The organism is Aeromonas sp. FDAARGOS 1404 (assembly GCF_019047085.1).
In the GTDB taxonomy this organism is placed as follows: Bacteria; Pseudomonadota; Gammaproteobacteria; order Enterobacterales; family Aeromonadaceae; genus Aeromonas; species Aeromonas veronii.
In genome coordinates this window covers 3334964-3358437 of the sequence record NZ_CP077237.1, presented here as the reverse complement: position 1 = coordinate 3358437, position 23474 = coordinate 3334964, and the positions used below count along the sequence as shown (strand labels likewise).

Sequence of the window (23474 nt, the reverse complement as noted above, 5' to 3'; positions counted from 1 at the left end):
GCGAAATCTGATGGTCGATTAACGACGCAGACCCAGCTTGGCGATCAGAGCAGCATAACGCTCGGAATCTTTACGCTTCAGGTAGTCCAGCAGCTTACGACGCTGGGAAACCATGCGCAGCAGACCGCGACGACCGTGGTGGTCCTTGGAGTGCTCTTTGAAGTGACCTTGCAGATGGTTGATCTGGGCAGTCAGCAGGGCAACTTGCACTTCGGGGGAACCGGTGTCGTTGGCGCAACGAGCGTTGTCAGCAACGATTTGAGCTTTGATCTCAGCATTTAGAGACATGGTAATACTCCAGTAGAGTGTTTAAAGGTTCACAGCCAATCTCTAATTCAGCCGTGAAATGAGGGCGGTATCATAATCGTCCCCGCCCCTTTTCGCAACGATAAAGAGGCGAAACGGGAAAGACGCGCTGATACCGCCTGAGGATCACTCCTCGTCGTGATAACGCACCAGTCGCTTGGGAGCGACGCGGCCATCATCATCAATCTCGCCAACCCCGATGAACTCGCGCTCCGGGCCGACCGTCATGCGAACCTGACCGCTTTGCGGCGCACCCGCCACCTGCACGGCCTGGCCCTGATTCACATAGGCAGCCACAACCGCCAGCATGTTCACCTCGGGCAAGCTTGCTACGGCGGTATCCATCGGCAACAACAGAGGATCCAGCTGCTCGCGCGGCGGGATGCTCTCGGCCTTGGCCTGCTCGAAGATACACTCGAGTTGCTCCAGAGTCAGCATCCGCTCGTACGGATAGCTGGCCACCTGGGTACGGCGCAACTGAGTCACGTGGGCGCCACAGCCCAGCACTTCCCCCAGATCATCCACCAGAGAGCGTATGTAGGTGCCCTTGCTGCAGTGCACTTCAAGGCGCACTTCATCACCTTCAAAGCTCAGCAGTTTGAGCTCGAATACGGTGATGGGACGGGCTTCACGCTCAATCTCGATGCCTTCGCGGGCATATTCGTAGAGCGGACGGCCGTTGTGCTTGAGCGCGGAGTACATGGAGGGCACCTGCATGATGGGGCCGCGGAACTGGTCCAGCGCCTCGATCAGGGTACCGACAGCCACGTTCACCGGACGAGTAGAGACAACCTCACCATCGGAGTCGCTGGTGTTGGTGCGCTCGCCCAGTTTGGCGGTCACCTCATAGCGCTTGTCCGCTTCCAGCAGATACTGGGAGAACTTGGTGGCCTCGCCGAGGCAGATCGGCAGCATGCCGGTCGCCAGCGGATCCAGTGCGCCGGTGTGACCGGCCTTGGCGGCGTTGTAGATGCGCTTGACCTTCTGCAACACATCGTTGGAGGTCAGGCCGGTCGGCTTGTCCAGCAGCAGAATGCCGTGCACATCACGGCCCTTGAAACGACGTCTTCGGGTCATCTCAGGCTTTATCCTCAGTCGTGTCATCCGGTGCGGATTCAGCTTCTTCGTCACGGCCGGATTCGGCCATGCGACGCTTGTCTTCACGCACAGTGTTGGTCACCAGGTTGGAGAGACGCATCCCCTCGACCAGGGTCTGGTCGTAGTAGAAACGCAGCTCGGGCACCACGCGCAGACGCATGGCACTGCCCAGCAGACTACGGATATATCCGGCTGCTTCGGTCAGACCCAGCAAGCCTTCCTTGATACGTTCGGCATCATTTTCCAGCTGCAAGAAGGTGACGTAAATCTTGGCATAGTTGAGGTCACGGGACACTTCCACATCGGAAACAGTCACCATGCCGATGCGCGGGTCTTTCACCTCGCGCTGCAGGATCAGCGCGATTTCACGCTGGATCTGCTGTCCGACCCGACGGGTCCGGCTGAATTCTCTGGCCATATTCTATCCTGCGATAAAAGGGGGCCGCGGCCCCCTATTTTGTCTAACTCTCGGCTTACAGAGTCCGTTGGATTTCAACAGTCTCGTAAACTTCGATCTGGTCACCTTCGCGCACGTCGTTGTAGTTCTTGACCGCGATACCACACTCGTAGCCGTTGCGAACTTCGTTGACGTCATCCTTGAAGCGGCGCAGGGATTCCAGCTCGCCTTCATAGATAACCACGTTGTCACGCAGAACGCGGATACGGTTGGAACGCTTGACCACACCTTCGGTAACCATACAGCCGGCAACGGCGCCGAACTTCGGAGACTTGAAGACGCTACGCACTTCAGCCAGACCGATGATTTCCTGACGATACTCAGGGGCCAGCTTGCCGCTCATGGCCTGCTTCACTTCGTCGATCAGGTCATAGATGACGGAGTAGTAACGCAGATCCAGGCTCTCGGATTCGATGACCTTGCGCGCAGATGCGTCGGCACGGACGTTGAAACCAACCAGGATGGCGCTGGAAGCAGCAGCCAGGGTCGCGTCGGTTTCGGTGATACCACCTACGCCGGAACCCACGATCTTCACCTTCACTTCGTCGGTGGAGAGTTTGACCAGCGCATCGCAGATCGCTTCCACAGAACCTTGTACGTCGGCCTTGATCACCACGTTCACTTCGGACACTTCGCCCTCGGTCATGTTGGCGAACATGTTTTCCAGCTTGGCCTTCTGCTGGCGAGCCAGCTTGACTTCGCGGAACTTGCCCTGACGATAGAGCGCCACTTCACGGGCTTTCTTCTCGTCACGGACAACGGTGGCTTCGTCACCGGCAGAGGGAACGCCGGACAGACCCAGGATTTCCACCGGCAGGGACGGACCTGCTTCCTTGATCTCGCGACCCAGTTCGTCACGCATGGCGCGAACACGGCCGTACTCGAGACCACACAGAACGATGTCGCCCTGACGCAGAGTACCTTCTTGTACCAGTACGGTAGCAACCGGACCACGACCTTTATCCAGGAAGGATTCGATCACGACGCCGTTGGCCATGCCGTCAACCACCGCTTTCAGCTCCAGTACTTCAGCCTGGATCAGGATGGCTTCCAGCAGGTCGTCGATGCCTTCGCCAGACTTGGCGGATACGTGCACGAACTGGCAGTCTCCACCCCAATCTTCGGACATGACGTTGTAACGGGCCAGTTCGGTCTTGACGCGATCCGGATCCGCTTCCGGCTTGTCGATCTTGTTGACCGCAACAACCAGCGGCACACCGGCAGCCTTGGCGTGCTGGATAGCTTCGATGGTTTGCGGCATCACGCCGTCGTCAGCTGCAACAACCAGAACAACGATATCGGTCGCCTTGGCACCACGAGCACGCATGGAGGTAAACGCCGCGTGACCCGGGGTATCCAGGAAGGTGATCATGCCACTGTCAGTCTGGACGTGGTAAGCACCGATGTGCTGGGTAATACCACCGGCTTCGCCAGCAGCAACCTTGGCTTTACGAATGTAGTCGAGCAGCGAGGTCTTACCATGGTCAACGTGACCCATGATGGTAACGACCGGTGCGCGCGGCTTGGCTTCGGAGGTCTCGTCACGATCGGACAGTACCGCCTCTTCCAGCTCGTTCTCACGACGCAGCACAACCTTGTGACCCATCTCCTCGGCGACCAGCTGAGCGGTCTCCTGGTCGATCACCTGGTTGATGGTGGCCATGGCCCCCATCTTCATCATCACCTTGATGACTTCAACGCCCTTGACGGCCATCTTGTTGGCCAGCTCGGCCACAGTGATGGTCTCGCCGATGACGACGTCGCGGTTCACCACGGCAGCCGGCTTGTTGAAGCCGTGCTTCATGGCGTTCGGCATGGCGACCTTGCCGCGCTTGCCTTTGCGGGCACGCGGGTTGCGAGAGTCGCGATCATCTTCACGACGACCGGCTTTCTTCGGTGCCTTGGCAGCTGCAGCAGTGCGGCGGCTGGTCTCTTCTTTCCGATCCAACTCGTCTTCTGCGGCTTGCGCATGCTTGTTGGTGGTCAGATGGTAGTCGCTGCTCTCTTTGGCGCGAGCGGCCTCTTCTTCAGCCCAGCGGGCTGCGTTCTGTTCCGCCATGAGACGAGCCTCTTCGGCTTTCTTCGCGGCGAGTTCTTCAGCTTTTTTCAAAGCTGTTTGTTCCTGTTGGCGCTTCAGTTCTTCTGCTTCGCGCTTGGCCATCTTTTCTGCCTCTTGCTGAGCTGTGCTACTGGCTGCTTTGGCGGGCTGTAAAGCCTGTCGAGCCTTTGATTGTGCCTCGATCCGCGCCTTTTCCTCAGCTTCACGACGAGCTTGCTCAGCCTCACGGCGAGCCTTCTCTTCAGCTTCGAGGCGAGCCTTCTCTTCGGCCTCGCGACGAGCTTTTTCTTCTGCTTCCAAACGCGCTGTTTCCTCGGCTTCCGCCTGACGCTGTTCATCTTCCAGCGCCGAGCGTCTTACATAGGTGCGAGACTTGCGCACTTCTACCTGCACTTCCTTGTTCTTGCCGCCAGTCCCCTGAACACTGATGGTGCTCTTGGTCTTGCGCTGCAAGGTCATGCGGGCAGGAGCGGCGACCTCGTCACCTCCATGCTGTTTCTTCAGGTGTGCCAGCAGGGCCTGTTTCTCAGACTCGCTGACCATGTCGTCGGCCTTGCTCTTGCTGATACCGGCATCGACAAACTGCTGGAGAAGACGATCAACCGGTGTGTCGATGTCAGTGGCAAGTTGTTTGACTGATACTTCTGCCATTCATTTTCCTCCGTTTGATCTTACTCGGACTGCTCTTCTCCGAACCAACAGATATTGCGAGCAGCCATAATGAGCTCACCTGCCTTCTCGGCAGTCAGCCCTTCAATATCAGCAAGGTCATCGATACCTTGCTCAGCCAAATATTCCAGGGTGCCCACGCCACGGCCCGCCAGAGCGTAAGCCAGTTCGCGGCTCAGACCGTTCAGATTGAGCAGCTCTTCGGACGGCTCAACGCCATCGAAAGACTCTTCTTTGGCCAGTGCCTTGGTAGTCAGGGCATCTTTGGCGCGCTTGCGCAGCTCTTCGACCATGTCTTCATCCAGACCGTCGATAGCCAGCAGCTCGTTGACCGGTACAAAGGCGATCTCTTCCAGGGTAGAGAAGCCCTCTTCCATCAGCAGACCGGCGAAATCGTCGTCGATATCCAGAGTGCTGGTGAACAGGTTCATGATGCGGTCGTTTTCGGCCTGGTGCTTGGCACGCATGTCCTCAACGGTCATCACGTTCAGCTCCCAACCGGTCAGCTGGGAGGCCAGACGCACGTTCTGACCATTGCGACCGATGGCCTGAGCCAGGTTGGCAGCTTCCACGGCGATATCCATGGTGTGGTTGTCTTCATCAACGATGATGGAGGCCACATCGGCAGGTGCCATGGCATTGATCACGTACTGGGCCGGGTTGTCATCGTACAGCACGATGTCGGCACGCTCACCGCTCAGCTCGGCGGAGACAGCTTGCACACGGGCACCACGCATACCGATACAGGCACCGATCGGGTCGATACGACGATCGTTGGTCTTCACCGCGATCTTGGCGCGGGAACCCGGATCACGGGCAGCGCCCATGATTTCGATCATCTCTTCACCGATCTCCGGTACTTCGATACGGAACAGCTCTTTCAGGAAGTCCGGGCTGGAACGGCTGACAAACAGCTGGGAACCGCGGGCTTCCGGACGTACTGCATACAGCAGGCCACGGACACGGTCGCCCGGGCGGAAGGTTTCACGCGGCAGCATGTCATCACGGAAGATCACGGCTTCAGCATTGCTGCCCAGATCCAGGATGACGTTGTCGCGGTTACTCTTCTTGACCACACCACTGATGATGGTGCCTTCTTTATCTTTAAACTGATCAACTACTTGTGAACGCTCGGCTTCGCGCACTTTCTGCACGATAACCTGCTTGGCGGTCTGGGTAGTGATACGGTCGAAGGTCACAGAGTCGATCTGGTCTTCAACATACTCACCGATCTGGATTTCCGGCTGATCAATTTGTGCCGCTTCCAGGGTGATTTCAGCATAGGGGTTCTCCATCGCGGCTTGATCCGCAATGACTACCCAGCGGCGATAAGTGTCGTAGTCACCGGTCTTGCGATCGATTTCGACCCGAACTTCAATCTCGCCTTCATATTTCTTCTTGGTCGCAGTCGCCAGCGCGGTTTCCAGAGCCTGGAAGATCTTCTCACGGGGTACCGCTTTCTCGTTGGATACTGCGTCAACGACCAGCAAAATCTCTTTATTCATATCCGATAGCCTCGTTAACCAAAGTTCGGCACTATGTTCGCTTTTTGGATATTGGTGAAAGCCAACACGTCGTCCTTACCATCTACTGTCAGGGTGATCATGTCGCCTTGCACAGCTTTGATTACGCCTTTGAACTTGCGGCGGTTGTTTGTTGCCATCCGAAGCGTTACCGCCGCCTCTTGGCCAACGTATTTTTCGAAATGGGCAACCTTGAACAGGGGACGATCCAGGCCTGGGGAGGATACCTCGAGGTAGTACTCCTCGGTGATGGGATCTTCGACGTCCATGATGGCGCCAACCTGATGGCTGACCTCAGCACAGTTCTCGACAGTCACACCCTGCTCGCCGTCGATATAGACACGCAAGGTGGAGTGTTTACCCGCACGGATAAACTCAATACCCCAAAGTTCAAAACCCAAGGCAACGACCGGAGCCTCGAGCAGATCGGTCAAACGTTGTTCCAACGTAGCCAAAGTCACCCTCCGAAAAACAAAAAAAGGGCATAAAGCCCAGATAGATATCGATTCAGAGTAAATTGCACATAACAAAAAGCCCCGATGTCAAATCGGGGCTTGGCGCTTTACCCTGATTGTCGCCTCGCAGCGACCGCCTTCCTGAGCGTAGGAAATGCGTGAAATTTGGTTGCGGGGGCCGGATTTGAACCGACGACCTTCGGGTTATGAGCCCGACGAGCTACCATGCTGCTCCACCCCGCGTCCGAAATCGTGCGAGATTATAGCCACTTCACTCTCTCGATACAAGACTGACTGGCTATAATACACTCGGTTTCCCGAGCTCACTGCTTAATTGGTGCCGTGGGCGGGACTCGAACCCGCACACCCTAGAGCACTACCCCCTCAAGATAGCGTGTCTACCAATTCCACCACCACGGCAAAACTCTTACTCGGGAACGTCAGTATCTTTCTTCACTGGCGCTTTAGTCTGCTCAACCTGTTGGGTTTGTTGCAGATTCTCCCACTCACTACCCTGTTTTACCTTGTTGCTGGACATAGATCCAAGCACCAGGCTGATAACGAAAAACAGAGTAGCCAAAATTGCTGTTGTTCGGGTCAGGAAACTGCCTGAACCACCGGAGCCGAATACTGTGTTCGATGCCCCTGCGCCGAAGGAGGCGCCCATATCAGCCCCTTTACCTTGCTGAATCATCACCAGACCAATCAGAGCCAGTGACACCAACAGATAAACGACTAAAAGAATCTCGTACATTTAACTTGCACCCTTTGCCGCTTCAACAATTCCTAAAAACGCATCGCTATCGAGGCTTGCTCCGCCAATCAGGCCGCCATCAATGTCGGGCTGGGCAAACAAATCTCTCGCATTGGTCGGCGTTACGCTCCCACCATAGATGATTCTAACTTTCTCACCTATTACCGGAGTATCCTCCGCCAAGCGACCACGTATAAAGGAATGAACCTCTTGTGCCTGCTCGGGTGTGGCGCATTTACCTGTACCTACAGCCCAAATCGGCTCGTAGGCGATGATAGCATTATCGAAAGCCATCGCGCCATTTTTCTCTATGACGATATCCAGTTCTTCGGCGATCACCTCGAAGGCTCTTCTCGCCTGCCTCGCTGCACCTGACTCACCTAAACAGAGGATGGGAATCAAGCCTGCCGCTCTGGCTGCCGCAAACTTCTCTGCGACGATAAAACTGGTCTCACCAAAGAGACGCCTGCGCTCGGAGTGCCCTACCAATACGTAACGACACCCTGCCTCAACCAGCATCTGACACGAGATTTCTCCAGTGTAAGCGCCAGTAGCGTGCTGACTCACATTCTGAGCCCCCAACTTTATTACTTTCTGCTCATTGAGCAGTGAAGCGCTAAAGTCGAGATGCACATGGGAAGGACAGAGAACCACATCTACTTTTCTGTCAACGCCGTTTAGGCACTGACTCGTAAACTGCTCTAACTGCGACCTACTACCGTGCAACTTCCAGTTGGCTGCTACAAACGGCTTGCGATGTCCCATCGGCAACTCCCTTGCGAAAGCGGGGCTGATAATATCCAGAGGATGCTCAGCTGACAAGTGCTATTTTTAAATTTTTGAATCGTTTGAACAAGATACAACCAGGACGGCTAAAAAGCCGCCCTGGTTGTTCATTAAAACGCCGATTCAACCTGCTTGGCGATGCGCTGAGCCATGTCACGCACCTGCTGTTCATGCTCCCCTTCGACCATGACCCGGATCAGCGGCTCGGTACCTGATTTGCGCAACAGTACGCGACCACGACCAGCCAGCTCCTGTTCCACCTTGGCAACCTCAGCCATGACAGCATCAGCGGCCAGCGGATCCTTGCCTTCGGCAAAACGAACATTCACCAGAACCTGCGGGAACTTGCTCATGCCGGAGCGCAGCTTGGCCAGCGGCATCTCGGCACTGCGCATGGCGGTAAGCACCTGCAAGGCGGCTACGATGCCATCACCCGTAGTGGTCTGATCCAGACAGATAATGTGGCCGGAGTTCTCGCCACCGATGCGCCAGCCCTTCTCTTCCATCATCTCCAGCACATAGCGGTCACCCACCTTGGCACGGGCAAACGGAATGCCCAGGGTTTGCAGCGCCAGCTCCAGACCCATGTTGGCCATCAGGGTGCCGACGACACCGCCTTTGAGGCGACCATTGCGCAGAGCATCGCGCGCGATGATATAGAGCACTTCATCACCGTCGATGAGATAGCCAGTGTGGTCAACCATGATCAGACGGTCACCATCACCATCAAAGGCAACCCCTAGATCAGCCTTGCACTCCAGTACCTTGGCAACCAGAGCGTCAGGCGCAGTCGAACCCACCCCATCGTTGATGTTGAGGCCATCCGGGGCGCAGCCCATGGTGATCACTTCGGCACCCAGCTCTCGGAAAACCGAAGGCGCAATGTGATAAGTCGCCCCGTGGCCACAGTCGACCACCATTTTCACCCCATCCAGATTCATGTGGGAGGGGAAGGTGCTCTTGCAGAATTCGATATAGCGACCGGCGGCATCATCAATGCGCACCGCTTTGCCAAGTTCGGCAGACTCGACACACTTGAGCTCGTGATCCAGCTCGGCTTCGATAGCCAGCTCGACATCATCGGGCAGCTTGGTGCCATCGGCGGAGAAGAACTTGATGCCGTTGTCGTAGAAGGGGTTGTGTGAGGCGCTGATGACGATGCCAGCTTCGGCACGGAAAGTGCGAGTCAGGTAGGCAACCGCCGGCGTGGGCATCGGTCCCATCAGAATGGCCTTGAGGCCTGCCGCAGAGAGCCCCGCTTCCAGCGCGGATTCCAGCATGTAACCGGATATGCGGGTATCTTTGCCAATCAGCACCTTTTTGGTGCCCTTCTTGGAGAGCACCTTGCCGGCAGCCCAACCCAATTTCATTACAAAATCAGGGGTGATCGGGTATTCGCCAACCTTGCCGCGCACACCATCGGTACCGAAATACTTTCTTGCCATTGTCTGTTCTCTTTATTATTTGGAAATAAAATCTTGTCCCGTCATTGCCAGCCAACCGACGCGCAATGCGTCCATGGTCTCCCGTACATCATGTACCCTGATGATGCGGGCCCCATGCTGCATGCCGATAAGGGCGCATGCCAGACTGCCCGCCAGACGCTCATCCACCGGACGGCCCAGCAGGTTGCCTATCATAGACTTTCGCGACATCCCCACCAATAGCGGCAAGCCATAATCAAGCAGTTCCTTTTGAGCCGCCAACAGCTGATAGTTGTGTGCAAGGGTTTTGCCAAAGCCATATCCCGGATCCAGCAACAGCTCTTCACGACGGATCCCGACCGCCAGACAAGCCGCAATACGCTCATCAAAGAAGGCGCGTACCTCCCCGATCAGGTCGTCATAGTGCGGCTCGACTTGCATGGTTCTCGGCTGCCCCTGCATATGCATCAGACAGACCGGAACCTGCGCTTCGGCCGCGGCCTGCAGCGCTCCAGGCTCTTGCAGCGCCCGCACATCGTTGATCAGATGGGCACCCGCCTGGCAACCCTCCCGCATTACAGCCGCTTTGGAGGTATCGAGGGAGATCATCACGTCCAGCTCACGGACCATCTGCTCCACGGCAGGAATGACCCTGTCCAGCTCCTCCTGCTCGCTCACATCGGGCGCACCAGGGCGGGTAGACTCGCCACCGATGTCGATGAGGGTTGCACCGTCAGAGACCATCTGCCGCGCATGGGCCATGGCCCGTTCAAACTGGTTGAAATTGCCACCATCGGAGAAGGAGTCGGGCGTTACATTGAGGATCCCCATCACATGGGGACGATCGAGAGAGAGGCTGAGCCCCTTGCTGGTTAGCTGCATTTTCACATCCATCTGATAAAGAAAAACCCCGGGCAAGCCCGGGGTTTGGAGAGTCACGATTATTTGGCCGGAGCGTCGTTGGCTTTGTCGATAGTGACATCCACCACCGGTGCTGCCTCATCGGCCGGCTTGGCCTCGGCAGCCACGGTGGAACCGCCTTGCGGGGTATCACCGTGCTCGTCATGCCAGTTGCTCGGAGCACGTACCTCGCGACGCGCCATCAGATCATCGATCTGCTTGGCGTCGATGGTCTCGTACTTCATCAGCGCATCTTTCATGCTGTGCAACACGTCCATGTTATCCAGCAGGATCTGCTTGGAACGGGCGTAGTTGCGGTCGATGACCTGCTTGACCTCGGCATCGATAACGCGAGCGGTATCGTCGGACATATGCTTGGCCTTGGCCATGCTGCGACCGAGGAACACTTCACCATCTTCTTCCGCGTAGAGCATTGGGCCGAGACGCTCGGACATACCCCACTGGGTGACCATCTTGCGTGCAATCTCGGTCGCCCGCTCGATGTCGTTGGAAGCGCCAGTGGAAACCTTCTCGGCGCCGTAGATCAGCTCTTCAGCCAGACGACCGCCATACAGGCTGGAAATCATCGACTCCAGATGCTGCTTGGAGTGGCTCCAGCGATCCTGCTCCGGCAGATACATGGTCACACCCAGCGCACGACCGCGCGGAATGATGGAGACCTTGTAAACCGGGTCATGATCCGGCACCAGACGACCAATGATGGCGTGGCCAGCTTCGTGATACGCAGTCATCTCTTTCTCGGACTCTTTCATCACCATCGAGCGACGTTCCGCACCCATCATGATCTTGTCCTTGGCCTTCTCGAACTCGGCCATGGAGACCACTCGGCGGCTCTCACGGGCAGAGAAGAGGGCTGCTTCGTTGACCAAGTTGGCCAAATCCGCACCGGAGAAACCGGGGGTACCACGGGCAATCAGTGCCGGATTGACGTCATCCGCCAGCGGAACTTTGCGCATGTGCACTTTCAGGATCTGCTCGCGACCACGGACATCCGGCAGACCGACCACCACCTGACGGTCGAAACGGCCCGGACGCAGCAGTGCCGGATCCAGTACGTCAGGACGGTTGGTGGCTGCGATGACGATGATGCCTTCATTGCCTTCAAAACCATCCATCTCGACCAGCATCTGGTTAAGAGTCTGCTCACGTTCATCGTGACCACCACCCAGACCGGCGCCACGCTGGCGACCGACCGCATCAATTTCATCGATGAAGATGATGCAGGGAGAAGATTTCTTGGCCTGTTCGAACATGTCACGCACACGGGAGGCACCAACACCGACGAACATCTCCACGAAATCAGAACCTGAGATGGTGAAGAACGGCACCTTGGCCTCGCCCGCAATAGCCTTGGCCAGCAAGGTCTTACCGGTACCAGGAGGACCGACCAGCAGCACACCGGTCGGGATCTTGCCACCCAGTTTCTGGAATTTGCTCGGGTCGCGCAGATAGTCGACCAGCTCCTTCACCTCTTCCTTGGCTTCATCACAACCTGCAACGTCAGCAAAGGTAGTCTTGATCTGATCTTCGCTCATCAGGCGAGCCTTGCTCTTGCCGAACGACATGGCACCTTTGCCACCGCCGCCCTGCATCTGACGCATGAAGAAGACCCAGACACCGATCAGCAGCAGCATCGGGAACCAGGAGATGAAGATAGAGGTCAACAGAGACGGCTCTTCCGGCTTCTCGCCCATCACTTTGACATTGTGATTGAGCATGTCGTTGAGCAGCTGGGGATCCGGCGCCGGGATGATGGTGGTGAATCGTTCACCAGTACGCTTGACGCCATTAATGACCTTACCGTCCATCCGCACTTCACGGATCTGCTCTTGGGTCACCTCTTTAACGAAGCTGGAATAGTCCAGCTGGCGACTGGTGGTATCGCTGGGGCTGAAGCTATTGAACACCGACATCAAAACGACGGCGATGACCAGCCACAGGATTAAGTTTTTCGCCATGTCACTCAAATCAGTAACCTCGCAGACTGACAGTTAACGATGAAGGTTAGGGTACTACAGTTTAAAACCGGTAGCCACAATGTAGACTTCCCGTGATCTGGCGCGGGATGAGTCTGGTTTACGAATTTTGACAGCGGAGAAAAGTTTACGAATTTCATTGAGATAGGCATCAAAGCCCTCTCCCTGAAACACCTTCACTACGAAACTGCCGTCACTACGCAATACCTGATTGCACATGTCCAGTGCCAGCTCGACCAGATACATGGCGCGAGCCTGATCCACCTGCTGGGTACCGCTCATGTTGGGCGCCATATCAGACATCACGACATCGACCTTGTCGGGGCCCACTCGTTCCAGCAAGGCGCCGAGTACAGTTTCCTCCCGAAAGTCCCCTTGCAGGAAATCGACACCAGCAATCGGATCCATCGGCAAAATGTCACATGCGATGACGCGACCCGAATCACCAACCTGTTCAACCGCAAACTGGGACCAACCACCGGGGGCTGCCCCCAAATCCACTACGGTCATGCCATGTTTCAGCAAGCGATCCTTGCCCTGGATCTCGTCAATCTTGAAAACAGCACGAGAACGCAGGCCCATTTTCTGGGCTTTTTTGACGTATTGATCGTCGAAATGTTCTTTTAACCAGCGAGTTGAACTGGGGGAACGTTTTTTCTGGGTCATGATAATCGACTTTAAAAAACCACAAGGGTTATTAGTATTAAGGGCTAAGTGGGGGTAGAATACGCCCCTTTCAACCCTGACTTATGAAGAAATTGCGATGATTCTCAACAATAAACAGAAACAGTACCTCAAGGGCCTTGCCCATAGCCTCAAGCCTGTCGTCCTGCTGGGTCAGCATGGTCTGACCGAAGGTGTACTGGCCGAGATCGATCTGGCACTGAACCATCACGAGCTGATCAAGGTTAAGGTTGCCTCTGAAGATCGCGAAATGAAACAACTGGTTATGGATGCTATCGTCCGTGAAACCGGTTCAATCAAGGTGCAAAGCATGGGTCATGTGCTGACCATCTATCGTCAAGCCAACGAACCCAAAATCCAGCTGCCCCGCAAGTAAAAGGAAAGAGCATCGCTCTTTCCTTATTCCACTTCTTCCCGAGTCGCTTGCCAAAGTAGTCGCAAAGCCCTTAACCTGCGATGAATACTTCCGGACACGCATTATGGCTCACCATCCTATTCTGACCGACGATGAGCTGGCCATGCTGCGGGACTTGGGGAGCAATCAGGACACCCATGTTCTGAGTGGTCACCTCGATGCCCCCATGCTTGGCTTGCTGCAAAAAGCCGAACACCTTGTACTCGAAGCCCGCTTCGCAGGCCATCAGCTGCGTTTTCCTCTGAGCTTTACCCAAGGGGAAGATGGCTTCGTCGAGCCCCGGTTATCGGCACCGGTCATCAGGGAGCTGGGATTTGCGCAACCGCGCGCCTGGCGTCTCACCCAAAAAGCCAAGCTATGCAGCGACCTGGGCCTGTTTCAGGTACTCAGCCTCTCCCTCAACGGCCTCATTGTGGAAAATTTGCCCATCGACATGGTGGCCGATACCCCCATCAACGGCGAGCTCTGCATCGAGCAAGAGGCCCCTCTTCCACTGCAGGGACGACTGGTAAGGCGCATCAAAGCCAATGCCGACCATGCCACCTGGGCGCTGAGCTTTCAAATGAGCGAGAGCAACATAGAACGACTGCGCCACTGGTTGTTTCAGCGTCATCAGGACGCATTTACCGAGGCGTATCTGTCCTGATTTTTATCAATAATCATATAGATAAAGACAAACAGGGGAGCACCAGCCCCCCTGTTTCATCGTCTGTAGCATTCGCTTAGATATAAGCGACTTCCAGTACTTCGTATTCCACATCGCCAGCAGGGGTCTTGACGATTGCGACATCGTCCACTTCCTTGCCAATCAGGGCGCGAGCAATGGGAGAGTTGACAGAGATGAGGTTCTGTTTGATATCAGCCTCATCGTCACCCACGATGCGGTAGACCACCTCTTCCTCTGTCTCGCTCTTGAGCAAAGTCACAGTCGCGCCAAAAATAACGCGGCCGTTGTTGGTCATCTTGGTGACATCGATCACCTGCGCATTGGAGAGCTTGGCTTCAATCTCCTGAATGCGGCCTTCACAGAACCCCTGCTGCTCGCGAGCGGCATGGTATTCGGCGTTTTCCTTCAGATCACCGTGCTCACGGGCATCGGCAATCGCTTCGATAATCTGGGGACGAAGCTCGGTCTTGAGATAATCGAGCTCTTCGCGCAGCTTCTCAGCGCCGCGAACAGTCATCGGAGTATGATTCATAGTCGAAACCTGGGTTGCTTGAAAATAGAAACTGCGGCCATCTGCAAGGAGGCCGCAGCAATCGGTTCGGATGAGGCATCTTAATATGAAGCCAACACAAAATCCACGTCAGCCCCCTGATGCAGATCCCACTTGCGTCATCGACATTCCCTTCACTTACTTCCCTTCCGGTACGGAAATGGGGGCCGAAACAGTCGGTTTGCCCTGCATGATGGCGATCTCCACCCGCCGGTTCATCCGACGATTTTCCGGGGTCGTATTGGGCACCAATGGTTGGGAGTCCGCCATCCCCTGCACCACCAGTCGCCCCTGATCAAAACCGGGGACCTTCAGCATCTGGTGCGCCACCGCAACCGCCCGTTGCGACGACAGCTCCCAGTTGGACTGGAACAGCTCATCTTCGGTCGCCACGTTGTCGGTGTGACCGGAGATGGTGATTTCACCCGGCACATCCTTGAGCAGGGTCGCTACCTTGCGAATGACCGGCCAGAACTGTGGCTGCAGAAATGCCGAACCGGCCGGGAAAGATGCTTTTTCCCTGATCCGGATGATGATCTGCTGGCCCAGCGCCTCAATTTCGATAGCGCCATCCTGGATCTGATCTTTCATCTGTTCGGCGAGTGCTTTGGCCAGGGTATTGGACTGTTCTTGCGCCTTCTTCGCATCCTGCGCGGTATCGCCCCCCGTCTGTTTGCCATCACTCTTGTCCTGACCACCGGCCTGATCCGACTCGCCGGGCAGAAACTCCAGTTCGGTCTGGGTCAGATCGATGGTCTGCTGCATCACGGTATCAATCGGCGTGGGTTCCGGGCGACCGGGCCTGAACTCCTGGGCAATCACCGAGGTTCCCTTGGGAATATCTTTCACCTCAAGGATGTTCTGTACCCCGAATGCCTTGTCCATGGAACCGGCTATCTGCTTGAACTTCTGCACATCCATCTCGGCAAAGGAGAGCAATAGCACGAAGAAGCACATCAGCAGTGACATCAGGTCGGCAAAGGTTCCCATGTAACCAGGAAGACCTGGTGGTGGGCACTTGCAATCAGACATAGCGCCCCCTATTCGGTGCCAGTATTACGTTTGGACTGGTTCAGATAGTTTTGCAGCATGGACTGGATCACCCGCGGGTTCTGGCCATCCTGAATCCCCATAATGGCATCAAGGATCAAGGTACGACTGAGCTTCTCCTCCCCGCTGCGCAGCTCCAGCTTGTCGGCAATCGGGATCGCCAACATATTGGCCTCTATCGCACCGTATAGGGTGGTCAGCAAGGCCACCGCCATCGCCGGCCCGATCGACTTGGGGTCACTCATGTTGGCCAACATGGCCACCAGACCCACCAACGTACCTATCATCCCCATGGCTGGGCCCAGATCCCCAAGGGTACGGAAGACCTTGATGGCAATGACATGGCGCTCGGCTGTCAGGTCGATATCCTTTTCCATCACGGCACGCACCACTTCGGCATCGTGACCATCCACCAGCATGTCGATCCCTTTTTTCATAAATGCATTGGGGATCTCTGCGGCCTCCAGCGCAAGAAAGCCACCTTTGCGAGCCGCGTCAGCCAGTTCAACGGCTTTGGTAATCAGGTCTTCAAGCTTGTCGCCCTTGTACATAAAGGCTTTGCCCGCCACCTTGAATGCCATCAGGAACTGGCCAAGGTTGAACTTCATCATGGCGATGAAGATTGAGCCCAATACAGTGATGTAGACCGATGGCATATCAACATACATGCTCATGGGGCCACCCAGCAGCATGCCGTACACCACCACCCCGAAACCCAGCACTATCCCTATCAGACTGCCTAGATCCACGTCCCTACTCCTGTCACCGGTTCTTATGTCTATTTATAGTCTGTTGAATTTTCTGCTATTGCGACCCATGCGGCAAGCATGCATCCACTGAGAATGATGGCTCATTATCGGCCAGTTTAGCGAGAGTTTGAGAGGGCAATGCTTTTCTGCCTCCCCCCTGTGGACGGTCGATGTTAATATAAGCCGTTTTTTTCAATCCCCGAGGATGGACATGGCCAGTAAAAAAATCGACCGTCTGAGTTTTGATGCCACTCTGGAAGAGCTGGAAACCATCGTTCATCAGCTGGAACAAGGTTCCCTACCCCTGGAAGAGGCACTCAAGCAGTTCGAGCAGGGCGTTCATCTGGTACGGGCCGGTCAGCAGAAGCTGGAACTGGCCGAACAGAAGATCCAGATCCTGCTCAGTCAAGCCGATGGCAGTGACCAGCTCGCCCCCTTCCAGCCAGAACAAGGAGAGGAGTGAGTGGCGCTGGACCATTTTTCCCGTCTGCATCGTCAGCGTATTGACGACTGTTTGTCAGCACAACTTGAATCCTTGCCCGCCATGGCGCCGCGCCTGCGCGATGCCATGAGTTATGGCCTGCTGCTGGGCGGCAAGCGGGTTCGCCCGTTTCTGGTCTACGCGGTCGGCGAGATGCTGGGCGTCAAGAGCGAACTGCTGGATGGCCCTGCGGCTGCCGTGGAGTGCATCCACGCCTACTCCCTGCTGCACGATGACCTGCCCGCCATGGATAACGACGACCTGCGTCGTGGTCAGCCAACCGTTCACAAGGCGTTTGACGAAGGAACCGCCATTCTGGCCGGTGATGCGCTGCAGACCCTGGCGTTCTCCATTCTGGCCGATCACCCCATGCCCGACTCCTTGATGGCCAACCGGGTGCGGATGCTGAGTACCCTCGCTCGCGCCTCCGGCTATCTCGGTATGTGTGGCGGTCAGGCGCTGGATCTGCAGGCCGAAGGGCGCCAGATCACGCTTGCCGAACTGGAGCAGGTACACCGCCACAAGACCGGTGCGCTGATTGAATGCGCCGTGGCGCTCGGCGCCCTGTGCAAAGCCGATGTCGATGACGCCACGCTGGCTGCCCTGCAAACCTATGCCGCCGCGATTGGCCTCGCCTTTCAGGTGCAGGATGACATCCTCGACATCACAGGTGATACCGCCACCTTGGGCAAGCCGCAAGGTTCTGACCTGGCGCTGGAAAAAAGTACCTATCCGGCCCTGCTCGGACTCGAAAATGCCCGTGAGCTGGCTCGCGAACTGCATGGGAAAGCCTTAACAGCCCTGCAATCCTTGCCCTACAATACCGACATTCTGGAAGCGTTTGCCGATTACATCATCGAGCGAACCCACTAAACGCTGGATAACAGTAACAATATGAGCGTTGATATTAGCAATTTCCCCAACCTGGCCCTCGCGGACACTCCGGTCGAGCTGCGTTCCTTGCCCAAAGATCGGCTGCCGGTGCTGTGCAACGAGCTGCGCGAATATCTGCTGCGCTCTGTCAGCCGCTCCAGCGGACACTTTGCCTCCGGTCTCGGTACGGTCGAACTGACCGTGGCCCTGCACTACGTCTACAACACCCCGTTCGATCGGCTGATCTGGGACGTGGGCCATCAGGCCTATCCCCACAAGATCCTGACCGGGCGCCGTGATCAGATCCATACCATCCGGCAGAAGGATGGCCTGCACCCCTTCCCCTGGCGCGGCGAAAGCGAGTACGACGTGCTCTCCGTCGGCCACTCCAGCACCTCCATCGGTGCGGCGCTTGGCATGGCCGTCGCCGCCGAGAGCGAAGGGCTGGGTCGCAAGGTCGTTGCAGTGATCGGTGATGGTGCCATTACCGCAGGGATGGCCTTTGAAGCGCTCAACCACGCCGGCGATGTCCATAAAGACATGCTGGTGATCCTCAACGACAACGAGATGTCCATCTCCGAGAATGTCGGCGCGCTCAACAACCATCTGGCCCGGGTCATGTCCGGCAAGCTCTACACCACCATCCGCGAAGGCGGCAAGAAGGTGCTGGCCGGTCTGCCGCCGGTCAAGGAGCTGGCCAAGCGGGCCGAAGAGCACCTCAAGGGAATGGTGGTGCCCGGCACCCTGTTCGAGGAGTTCGGCTTCAACTATATCGGCCCCATCGACGGTCACGATATCGAGGCGCTGGTCGAGACCCTGCGCAACATGCGCAACCTCAAGGGCCCGCAGCTGCTGCACGTCAAGACCAAGAAGGGCAAGGGTTACGAGCCGGCGGAGAAAGACCCCATCGGTTATCACGCCGTGCCCAAGTTCAATCCTGACGATTGCTCCCTGCCCAAGGCGAGCGGTGCCAAACCCACCTTCTCCGCCATCTTTGGCCAGTGGCTGTGCGACATGGCGGCCAAAGACGAGAAGCTGGTCGGCATCACCCCCGCCATGCGCGAAGGCTCGGGGCTGGTAAAATTCAGCCAGCAATATCCGGATCGCTACTTCGATGTGGCGATTGCCGAGCAGCATGCGGTCACTTTCGCCGCGGGTCTTGCCATCGCCGACAAGAAGCCGGTGGTCGCCATCTATTCGAGCTTCCTGCAGCGCGCCTACGATCAGGTGATCCACGACGTAGCGCTGCAAGATCTGCCGGTGCTATTCGCCATCGACCGGGCCGGTCTGGTGGGCGCCGATGGCCCGACCCATCAGGGGGCGTTCGACATCAGCTTCCTGCGCACCGTGCCCAACATGGTGGTGATGACGCCATCTGACGAGAACGAGTGCCGCCAGATGCTCTATACCGGCTATCTCCATCAGGGGCCTGCCGCGGTGCGCTACCCCCGTGGCAGCAGCCTGAGCGATGCTCCCATCTCGTCAGAGATGCAGGCGCTGGAGCTTGGCAAGGGGCGTATCCTGCGAGAGGGCAAAGGTACAGCTATTCTGGCCTTTGGTACTCTGCTGCACCACGCGAAAGCGGCCGCAGAGGCACTGGATGCCACTCTGGTGGACATGCGCTTCGTCAAACCGATGGATGAGTCACTGGTGCTATCACTGGCGGCCAGCCACGATCACTTCGTCACCATCGAAGACAACGCCATCATGGGCGGCGCCGGTTCAGCGGTGAACGAACTGCTGATGCGCAGCAAACAGTGCAAGCCGGTGCTCAACCTCGGCCTGCCGGATCGCTTCGTGGAACAGGGTACCCAGCAGGAGATCTATGCCCTGCTCGGTCTGGACGATACAGGCATCCAGCGCAGTATCGAAAGCTGGCTGCAAGCCTGACCTGCTGCTAGTTAAAGAAGATACAAGAAGGGCGCCTGATGGCGCCCTTCTTGTATCTTTACTTCTGACCGGAGTTAACCCTTGTAAATCTTCGGGTTAAACACATCCCGCAGCCAGTCACCCAGCAGGTTGATGACCAGCACCAGCACCACCAGACAGATGCCCGGGAAGGCGGTGATCCACCAGGAGCCGGAGAAGATGTAGTTGAAGCCGACGCTGATAAGCGAACCGAGCGAGGGCTGATCAACCGGCATTCCCAGCCCGAGGAAGGAGAGTGCCGCCTCGCTCATGATGGCGTTGGCCACCTGCACGGTGGAGATAACCAGGATCGGCGACAGGCAGTTGGGCAAAATGTGGCGGAACATGATGCGCGGGGCACGGAACCCCATCACCTTGGCCGCTTCCACATACTCCTTCTTCTTCTCCGCCAGCACAGAGGCGCGCACGGTACGGGCATACTGCGGCCACTCGGCGATACCGATGATCACAACCAGCATCATGATGGCAAACTTCGAGTAAAACTCGGAGCCAAAGGTTGCCTGAAAGATGGCGGAGATGATGATTGCCACCATCATGGTGGAGAACGACAGCTGCACGTCGGCAAAACGCATCAACAGGTTGTCGATACGACCACCAAAGTAGCCGGCAATCAGACCGATGACAATACCAAGCACCAGCTGCAGCGCCACCGCAAACAGGCCGATGGTGAGGGAGATACGGGCACCATAGAGAATGGTACTCCAGATATCCCGCCCCTGGTTGTCGGTTCCGAGCCAGAAACGCTCCTCGCCGCCTTCGAGCCAGGAGGGGGGCAACTCGGCATCCATCAGATCAAAACTGGTCTGGTCATAGACGTTGTGCGGGGCGAGCCAGGGCGCCAACAGCGCCGCCAGCACAAATACCACGAACACCGCAAAGCTGAACATGGCTACCTTGTCCCGCAGGAAGTAGTAGACGATGTCAGAGTTCTTGAAACGTGCCCAACGGCTTGGGCTTGCAGTTACAGCATTAGTCATGCGCTTACCCCTTGGCAGTCAGGTTAACGGTCGGGTTGATCAACCCGTAGAGCAGGTCGACAAGAGTGTTGGTCACCACGAAGATCAGTCCCACGAAGATGACGTAGGCGGTGATCAGCGGAGTATCGACCCGGTGGATCGCCTCGAGGAACAGGAAACCGGTGCCCGGCCACTGGAACACGCTCTCGGTCAGAATGGTGTAGGCCACCATGGTGCCGATCTGCACCCCGCCAACGGTAATGACCGGCAGCATGGTGTTTTTAAGAGCGTGGCTGTAGTAGACCTTGTTGTTGTCCAGCCCCTTGGCGCGGGCGAACTTGACGTACTCGGAGGAGAGCTGCTCCAGCATCTCGGAGCGCACCAGCCGGATAAACAGCGGCAGCATGATGGAAGAGAGGGACACCGCCGGCAGGATCAGGTGCTTGATACCATCCCAGGTGAAGAAGCCCGACTCCCAGCCCAGCAGGTTGCGAGTCTCGCCGCGGCCATAGGCTGGCAGCCAGCCCAGCTGGATGGAGAAGAGGTACATCAGCATGATGGCGGTCAAAAATACCGGGATCGAGATACCGATACTGCTCCCCGCCATGATGATCTTGGTGGGAATGCTGCGCGGGCGGATCGCCGAATAGACACCGAGTGGAATGGAGACCACCACGATGATGAGCGCGGCAGCAAACACCAGCTCAAGGGTAGCCACCAACTTGTCGAGGATCACCTCGAGAGCAGGTCGCTTGAAGAAATAGGAGGTGCCCAAATCCCCATGCACCGCATTTTTCAAAAAGCGGCTGTATTTGATGAGGAAGGGATCGTTAAGGCCCATCTTCTCGCGCAACTCGTGACGCTGGGCTTCGGAGACGGATTGTCCCACCAGCTCGCGCAACGGGTCACCCAGGTTGTCCTGGATGGAGAAGGCGACCAGGCTGATGACGAACATCACTATCACGGCCTGATAGAACCGTTTCAGCAGGAATGTAAACATGCTTGTCCTTCTACGTGGCCTGTGTCGTGGCACAGGCTTCTGTTAGTGGGCGGAGTGGCCAGCTGACCACCCCGCCCCGTCCTTCCTTGCGACGTTCTCTTACTTGCTGACCACCAGGTCACCCAGGTAAGGGAAGTTCATCACGTTGACCACCGGCTTGATGTCGACGTTCTTCTTGGCGCCATAGGCCAGATCTTCCCAGTGCAACGGCACGTAGGCAGCATCTTCGATCAGCATGGCTTCGACCTTCTTCAGCATCTCGGCACGCTTGGCAGGATCGGTCTCGGCGTTGGCATCCATCACCAGCTTGTCAGCTTCCGCGTTGGCGTAACCGGCGCAGTTGTACTGACCCATACCGGTCTTGGCATCCTTGGTGAAGGTCAGGAACTCGAAGAAGTTCGCGGTATCTTCAGTGTCGGAGTGCCAGCCGATCAGCTGCATGTCCGCGGCGCACTTGTCAAACTCGGGCCAGTACTGTGCCACCGGCATGGTCTTCAGATCCACCTTGATGTTGATCTTGGCCAGCATGGCGGAGACAGCCTGGGCAATCTTGACGTCGTTGACGTAGCGGGCAGCCGGGGAGATGAAGGTCATCTTGAAGCCTTTCTCGTAACCGGCCTCTTTCATCAGCTCCTTGGCCTTGGCCAGGTCATACTGGGGCACCAGCGCCTCGTTGTGACCGGCATAGCCTTTCGGGCTCAGCTGACCAGCAGGGGTACCGAAGCCCTTGTTGATCTTCTCGACGATACCCACCTGGTTGATGGCGTAGTTGATCGCCTGACGTACACGCTTGTCTTTCAGCGCCGGGTTGGTGTTCTGGTTCAGCTCGATGATGATGGCGCGGGTACCGGACAGGGTAACCAGCTGGGAGTCCTTGCCATTCTTCACGCGCTCCAGATCGTTCGGCGCAACCGGATAGATCATGTCCACGTCGCCACCCAGCAGGGCTGCAACACGGGTCGCATCTTCCTTGATGGGCACCACGGTCAGGTTCTCAACGTTACCCTTGGAGGCCTTGTCCCAGTAGTTGGCGTTGCGGGCATAATCCAGCTTCACACCCTGCTCGCGGAACTTGACGGTGAACGGGCCAGTACCGGAGACGTGGGTAGAGGCATAGGAGTCGCCGTTTTTGACGATCTCGGCCTTGTCTTTGCCCGCTTCGGTCTTGCCGGTGTAGAACTTGGAGTCCATCGGGAAGATGTAGGTGACGGTCTGCAGCACCAGCGGGAACGGCTTGGCGGTGACGAGATCCACGGTGTAGTCATCGACCTTCTTCACTTCGCTGATGGGATCGAAGATCGCCTTGAAGTCGACGGAGGATTTCAGGCGGTTGACGGTCCACACCACGTCGTCTGCGGTGAAGTCGTTACCGGAGTGGAACTTGACCCCTTTGCGCAGGTGGAAGCGGACAGTCTTGTCATCGACACGCTCGAACTTCTCGGCCAGACGGGGCTCAAACTGCAAGTCCTGGGTGTAACGCATCAGGGGATCGAATACCAGGTGCGACATCTCCAGGGTCTGACCGGAGAGCTGCTCCTGCGGATCCAGCGAAGTGGCGTCAGAAGCGACACCCACCTTGATATCAGCGGCTGAGACACTGAAGGCGAAACCGGCGGCAAACAGCGCCAGGGCAATCTTGGACAATCCTTTCTTCATCTTGTTCTCCATGCTTTTGGCTTTCTTATGACACTT

23 protein-coding genes and 2 tRNA genes are annotated in these 23474 nt (G+C 56.8%); 5 read left to right on the top strand and 20 right to left on the bottom strand.

Features of this window, described 5'->3' with window-relative positions:
* Nucleotides 1-18: 18 nt before the first annotated feature.
* The 14 genes from rpsO to rlmE all read right to left on the bottom strand — a co-directional run bounded on the left by rpsO (nt 19) and on the right by rlmE (nt 13094).
* Nucleotides 19-288: a 30S ribosomal protein S15 gene (gene rpsO, locus I6L34_RS15810; RefSeq protein WP_005338797.1), complete on the bottom strand. Its 270-nt coding sequence runs from the start codon at nt 286-288 to the stop codon at nt 19-21.
* A 144-nt stretch (nt 289-432) separates the two neighbouring features.
* A complete protein-coding gene (gene truB, locus I6L34_RS15805; protein WP_005338798.1) occupies nt 433-1383 on the bottom strand; it encodes a tRNA pseudouridine(55) synthase TruB in 951 nt (316 codons plus the stop codon).
* Nucleotide 1384: 1 nt separating this feature from the next.
* Nucleotides 1385-1822 (bottom strand): 30S ribosome-binding factor RbfA, encoded by a 438-nt coding sequence (rbfA, locus tag I6L34_RS15800; RefSeq protein WP_042060105.1) that lies wholly within the window; start codon nt 1820-1822, stop codon nt 1385-1387.
* A gap of 55 nt (nt 1823-1877) precedes the next feature.
* A complete protein-coding gene (gene infB, locus I6L34_RS15795; protein ID WP_216954963.1) occupies nt 1878-4571 on the bottom strand; it encodes a translation initiation factor IF-2 in 2694 nt (897 codons plus the stop codon).
* A gap of 20 nt (nt 4572-4591) precedes the next feature.
* Nucleotides 4592-6094, bottom strand: a complete 1503-nt coding sequence (gene nusA, locus I6L34_RS15790; RefSeq protein WP_216954962.1) for a transcription termination factor NusA — start codon at nt 6092-6094, stop codon at nt 4592-4594.
* 14 nt (nt 6095-6108) lie between these two features.
* Nucleotides 6109-6567 carry a ribosome maturation factor RimP gene (gene rimP / locus I6L34_RS15785; protein ID WP_005338809.1) on the bottom strand — a complete coding sequence of 153 codons (459 nt, stop codon included), beginning with the start codon at nt 6565-6567 and terminating at the stop codon, nt 6109-6111.
* 166 nt (nt 6568-6733) lie between these two features.
* A tRNA-Met gene (locus I6L34_RS15780) sits at nt 6734-6810 on the bottom strand.
* Between the two features lie 92 nt (nt 6811-6902).
* A tRNA-Leu gene (locus tag I6L34_RS15775) sits at nt 6903-6987 on the bottom strand.
* Nucleotides 6988-6994: 7 nt separating this feature from the next.
* Nucleotides 6995-7321, bottom strand: coding sequence for a preprotein translocase subunit SecG (secG, locus tag I6L34_RS15770; RefSeq protein WP_005338811.1), 327 nt, complete (start codon nt 7319-7321; stop codon nt 6995-6997).
* On the bottom strand, nt 7322-8086 hold the full coding sequence (tpiA, locus tag I6L34_RS15765) for a triose-phosphate isomerase (protein WP_075115417.1): 765 nt from the start codon (nt 8084-8086) through the stop codon (nt 7322-7324).
* Between the two features lie 131 nt (nt 8087-8217).
* Nucleotides 8218-9552, bottom strand: a complete 1335-nt coding sequence (gene glmM / locus I6L34_RS15760; protein ID WP_005338823.1) for a phosphoglucosamine mutase — start codon at nt 9550-9552, stop codon at nt 8218-8220.
* A 15-nt stretch (nt 9553-9567) separates the two neighbouring features.
* Nucleotides 9568-10413 carry a dihydropteroate synthase gene (gene folP / locus I6L34_RS15755; protein WP_216954961.1) on the bottom strand — a complete coding sequence of 282 codons (846 nt, stop codon included), beginning with the start codon at nt 10411-10413 and terminating at the stop codon, nt 9568-9570.
* 59 nt (nt 10414-10472) lie between these two features.
* Complete coding sequence (ftsH, locus tag I6L34_RS15750; protein ID WP_058059433.1) at nt 10473-12419, bottom strand: ATP-dependent zinc metalloprotease FtsH; 1947 nt, start codon at nt 12417-12419, stop codon at nt 10473-10475.
* Nucleotides 12420-12464: 45 nt separating this feature from the next.
* Nucleotides 12465-13094 carry a 23S rRNA (uridine(2552)-2'-O)-methyltransferase RlmE gene (gene rlmE / locus I6L34_RS15745; protein ID WP_005338828.1) on the bottom strand — a complete coding sequence of 210 codons (630 nt, stop codon included), beginning with the start codon at nt 13092-13094 and terminating at the stop codon, nt 12465-12467.
* A gap of 97 nt (nt 13095-13191) precedes the next feature.
* Here rlmE and yhbY point away from each other — a divergent pair, with 97 nt between their 5' ends.
* Together yhbY and I6L34_RS15735 are read left to right on the top strand one after the other, a co-directional pair.
* Nucleotides 13192-13488, top strand: a complete 297-nt coding sequence (gene yhbY, locus I6L34_RS15740; protein ID WP_005338829.1) for a ribosome assembly RNA-binding protein YhbY — start codon at nt 13192-13194, stop codon at nt 13486-13488.
* A gap of 103 nt (nt 13489-13591) precedes the next feature.
* Complete coding sequence (locus I6L34_RS15735; RefSeq protein WP_058057301.1) at nt 13592-14173, top strand: hypothetical protein; 582 nt, start codon at nt 13592-13594, stop codon at nt 14171-14173.
* Between the two features lie 76 nt (nt 14174-14249).
* Here the strand turns inward: I6L34_RS15735 and greA are convergent, their stop codons facing one another.
* From greA to pomA, 3 genes are all read right to left on the bottom strand, one after another.
* Entirely contained in the window at nt 14250-14726 is a 477-nt protein-coding gene (gene greA, locus I6L34_RS15730; protein WP_005343528.1) for a transcription elongation factor GreA, read from the bottom strand.
* Between the two features lie 156 nt (nt 14727-14882).
* A complete protein-coding gene (locus I6L34_RS15725; protein ID WP_005349528.1) occupies nt 14883-15776 on the bottom strand; it encodes a flagellar motor protein MotB in 894 nt (297 codons plus the stop codon).
* Nucleotides 15777-15784: 8 nt separating this feature from the next.
* Nucleotides 15785-16543, bottom strand: coding sequence for a flagellar motor protein PomA (gene pomA / locus I6L34_RS15720; protein ID WP_005349525.1), 759 nt, complete (start codon nt 16541-16543; stop codon nt 15785-15787).
* Nucleotides 16544-16754: 211 nt separating this feature from the next.
* Here pomA and xseB point away from each other — a divergent pair, with 211 nt between their 5' ends.
* The 3 genes from xseB to dxs are packed head-to-tail and all read left to right on the top strand — an operon-like array spanning nt 16755 to nt 19787.
* On the top strand, nt 16755-17006 hold the full coding sequence (xseB, locus tag I6L34_RS15715; RefSeq protein WP_005338838.1) for an exodeoxyribonuclease VII small subunit: 252 nt from the start codon (nt 16755-16757) through the stop codon (nt 17004-17006).
* The gene (gene ispA / locus I6L34_RS15710) at nt 17007-17897 is read left to right on the top strand and encodes a (2E,6E)-farnesyl diphosphate synthase (protein ID WP_064338656.1); all 891 of its coding nucleotides are present in this window, start codon (nt 17007-17009) and stop codon (nt 17895-17897) included. It abuts the gene before it with no gap.
* 21 nt (nt 17898-17918) lie between these two features.
* Nucleotides 17919-19787 (top strand): 1-deoxy-D-xylulose-5-phosphate synthase, encoded by a 1869-nt coding sequence (gene dxs / locus I6L34_RS15705; protein WP_216954960.1) that lies wholly within the window; start codon nt 17919-17921, stop codon nt 19785-19787.
* Between the two features lie 74 nt (nt 19788-19861).
* On the opposite strand, the gene I6L34_RS15700 is transcribed toward dxs, so the two are convergent.
* The 3 genes from I6L34_RS15700 to I6L34_RS15690 form a co-directional block, all read right to left on the bottom strand.
* Nucleotides 19862-20803 carry an ABC transporter permease gene (locus I6L34_RS15700; protein ID WP_019445927.1) on the bottom strand — a complete coding sequence of 314 codons (942 nt, stop codon included), beginning with the start codon at nt 20801-20803 and terminating at the stop codon, nt 19862-19864.
* A gap of 4 nt (nt 20804-20807) precedes the next feature.
* Nucleotides 20808-21782, bottom strand: coding sequence for an ABC transporter permease (locus I6L34_RS15695; RefSeq protein WP_005338853.1), 975 nt, complete (start codon nt 21780-21782; stop codon nt 20808-20810).
* A gap of 99 nt (nt 21783-21881) precedes the next feature.
* The gene (locus tag I6L34_RS15690) at nt 21882-23438 is read right to left on the bottom strand and encodes an ABC transporter substrate-binding protein (protein ID WP_021230378.1); all 1557 of its coding nucleotides are present in this window, start codon (nt 23436-23438) and stop codon (nt 21882-21884) included.
* Between the last annotated feature and the right edge of the window lie 36 nt (nt 23439-23474).

Coding starts and splice junctions, on each gene's coding strand:
- rpsO (WP_005338797.1), bottom strand. CDS start 288: ATGTCTCTAAATGCTGAGATCAAAGCTCAAATCGTTGCTGACAACGCT.
- truB (WP_005338798.1), bottom strand. CDS start 1,383: ATGACCCGAAGACGTCGTTTCAAGGGCCGTGATGTGCACGGCATTCTG.
- rbfA (WP_042060105.1), bottom strand. CDS start 1,822: ATGGCCAGAGAATTCAGCCGGACCCGTCGGGTCGGACAGCAGATCCAG.
- infB (WP_216954963.1), bottom strand. CDS start 4,571: ATGGCAGAAGTATCAGTCAAACAACTTGCCACTGACATCGACACACCG.
- nusA (WP_216954962.1), bottom strand. CDS start 6,094: ATGAATAAAGAGATTTTGCTGGTCGTTGACGCAGTATCCAACGAGAAA.
- secG (WP_005338811.1), bottom strand. CDS start 7,321: ATGTACGAGATTCTTTTAGTCGTTTATCTGTTGGTGTCACTGGCTCTG.
- tpiA (WP_075115417.1), bottom strand. CDS start 8,086: ATGGGACATCGCAAGCCGTTTGTAGCAGCCAACTGGAAGTTGCACGGT.
- glmM (WP_005338823.1), bottom strand. CDS start 9,552: ATGGCAAGAAAGTATTTCGGTACCGATGGTGTGCGCGGCAAGGTTGGC.
- folP (WP_216954961.1), bottom strand. CDS start 10,413: ATGCAGCTAACCAGCAAGGGGCTCAGCCTCTCTCTCGATCGTCCCCAT.
- rlmE (WP_005338828.1), bottom strand. CDS start 13,094: ATGACCCAGAAAAAACGTTCCCCCAGTTCAACTCGCTGGTTAAAAGAA.
- yhbY (WP_005338829.1), top strand. CDS start 13,192: ATGATTCTCAACAATAAACAGAAACAGTACCTCAAGGGCCTTGCCCAT.
- I6L34_RS15735 (WP_058057301.1), top strand. CDS start 13,592: ATGGCTCACCATCCTATTCTGACCGACGATGAGCTGGCCATGCTGCGG.
- greA (WP_005343528.1), bottom strand. CDS start 14,726: ATGAATCATACTCCGATGACTGTTCGCGGCGCTGAGAAGCTGCGCGAA.
- I6L34_RS15725 (WP_005349528.1), bottom strand. CDS start 15,776: ATGTCTGATTGCAAGTGCCCACCACCAGGTCTTCCTGGTTACATGGGA.
- xseB (WP_005338838.1), top strand. CDS start 16,755: ATGGCCAGTAAAAAAATCGACCGTCTGAGTTTTGATGCCACTCTGGAA.
- dxs (WP_216954960.1), top strand. CDS start 17,919: ATGAGCGTTGATATTAGCAATTTCCCCAACCTGGCCCTCGCGGACACT.
- I6L34_RS15700 (WP_019445927.1), bottom strand. CDS start 20,803: ATGACTAATGCTGTAACTGCAAGCCCAAGCCGTTGGGCACGTTTCAAG.
- I6L34_RS15695 (WP_005338853.1), bottom strand. CDS start 21,782: ATGTTTACATTCCTGCTGAAACGGTTCTATCAGGCCGTGATAGTGATG.
- I6L34_RS15690 (WP_021230378.1), bottom strand. CDS start 23,438: ATGAAGAAAGGATTGTCCAAGATTGCCCTGGCGCTGTTTGCCGCCGGT.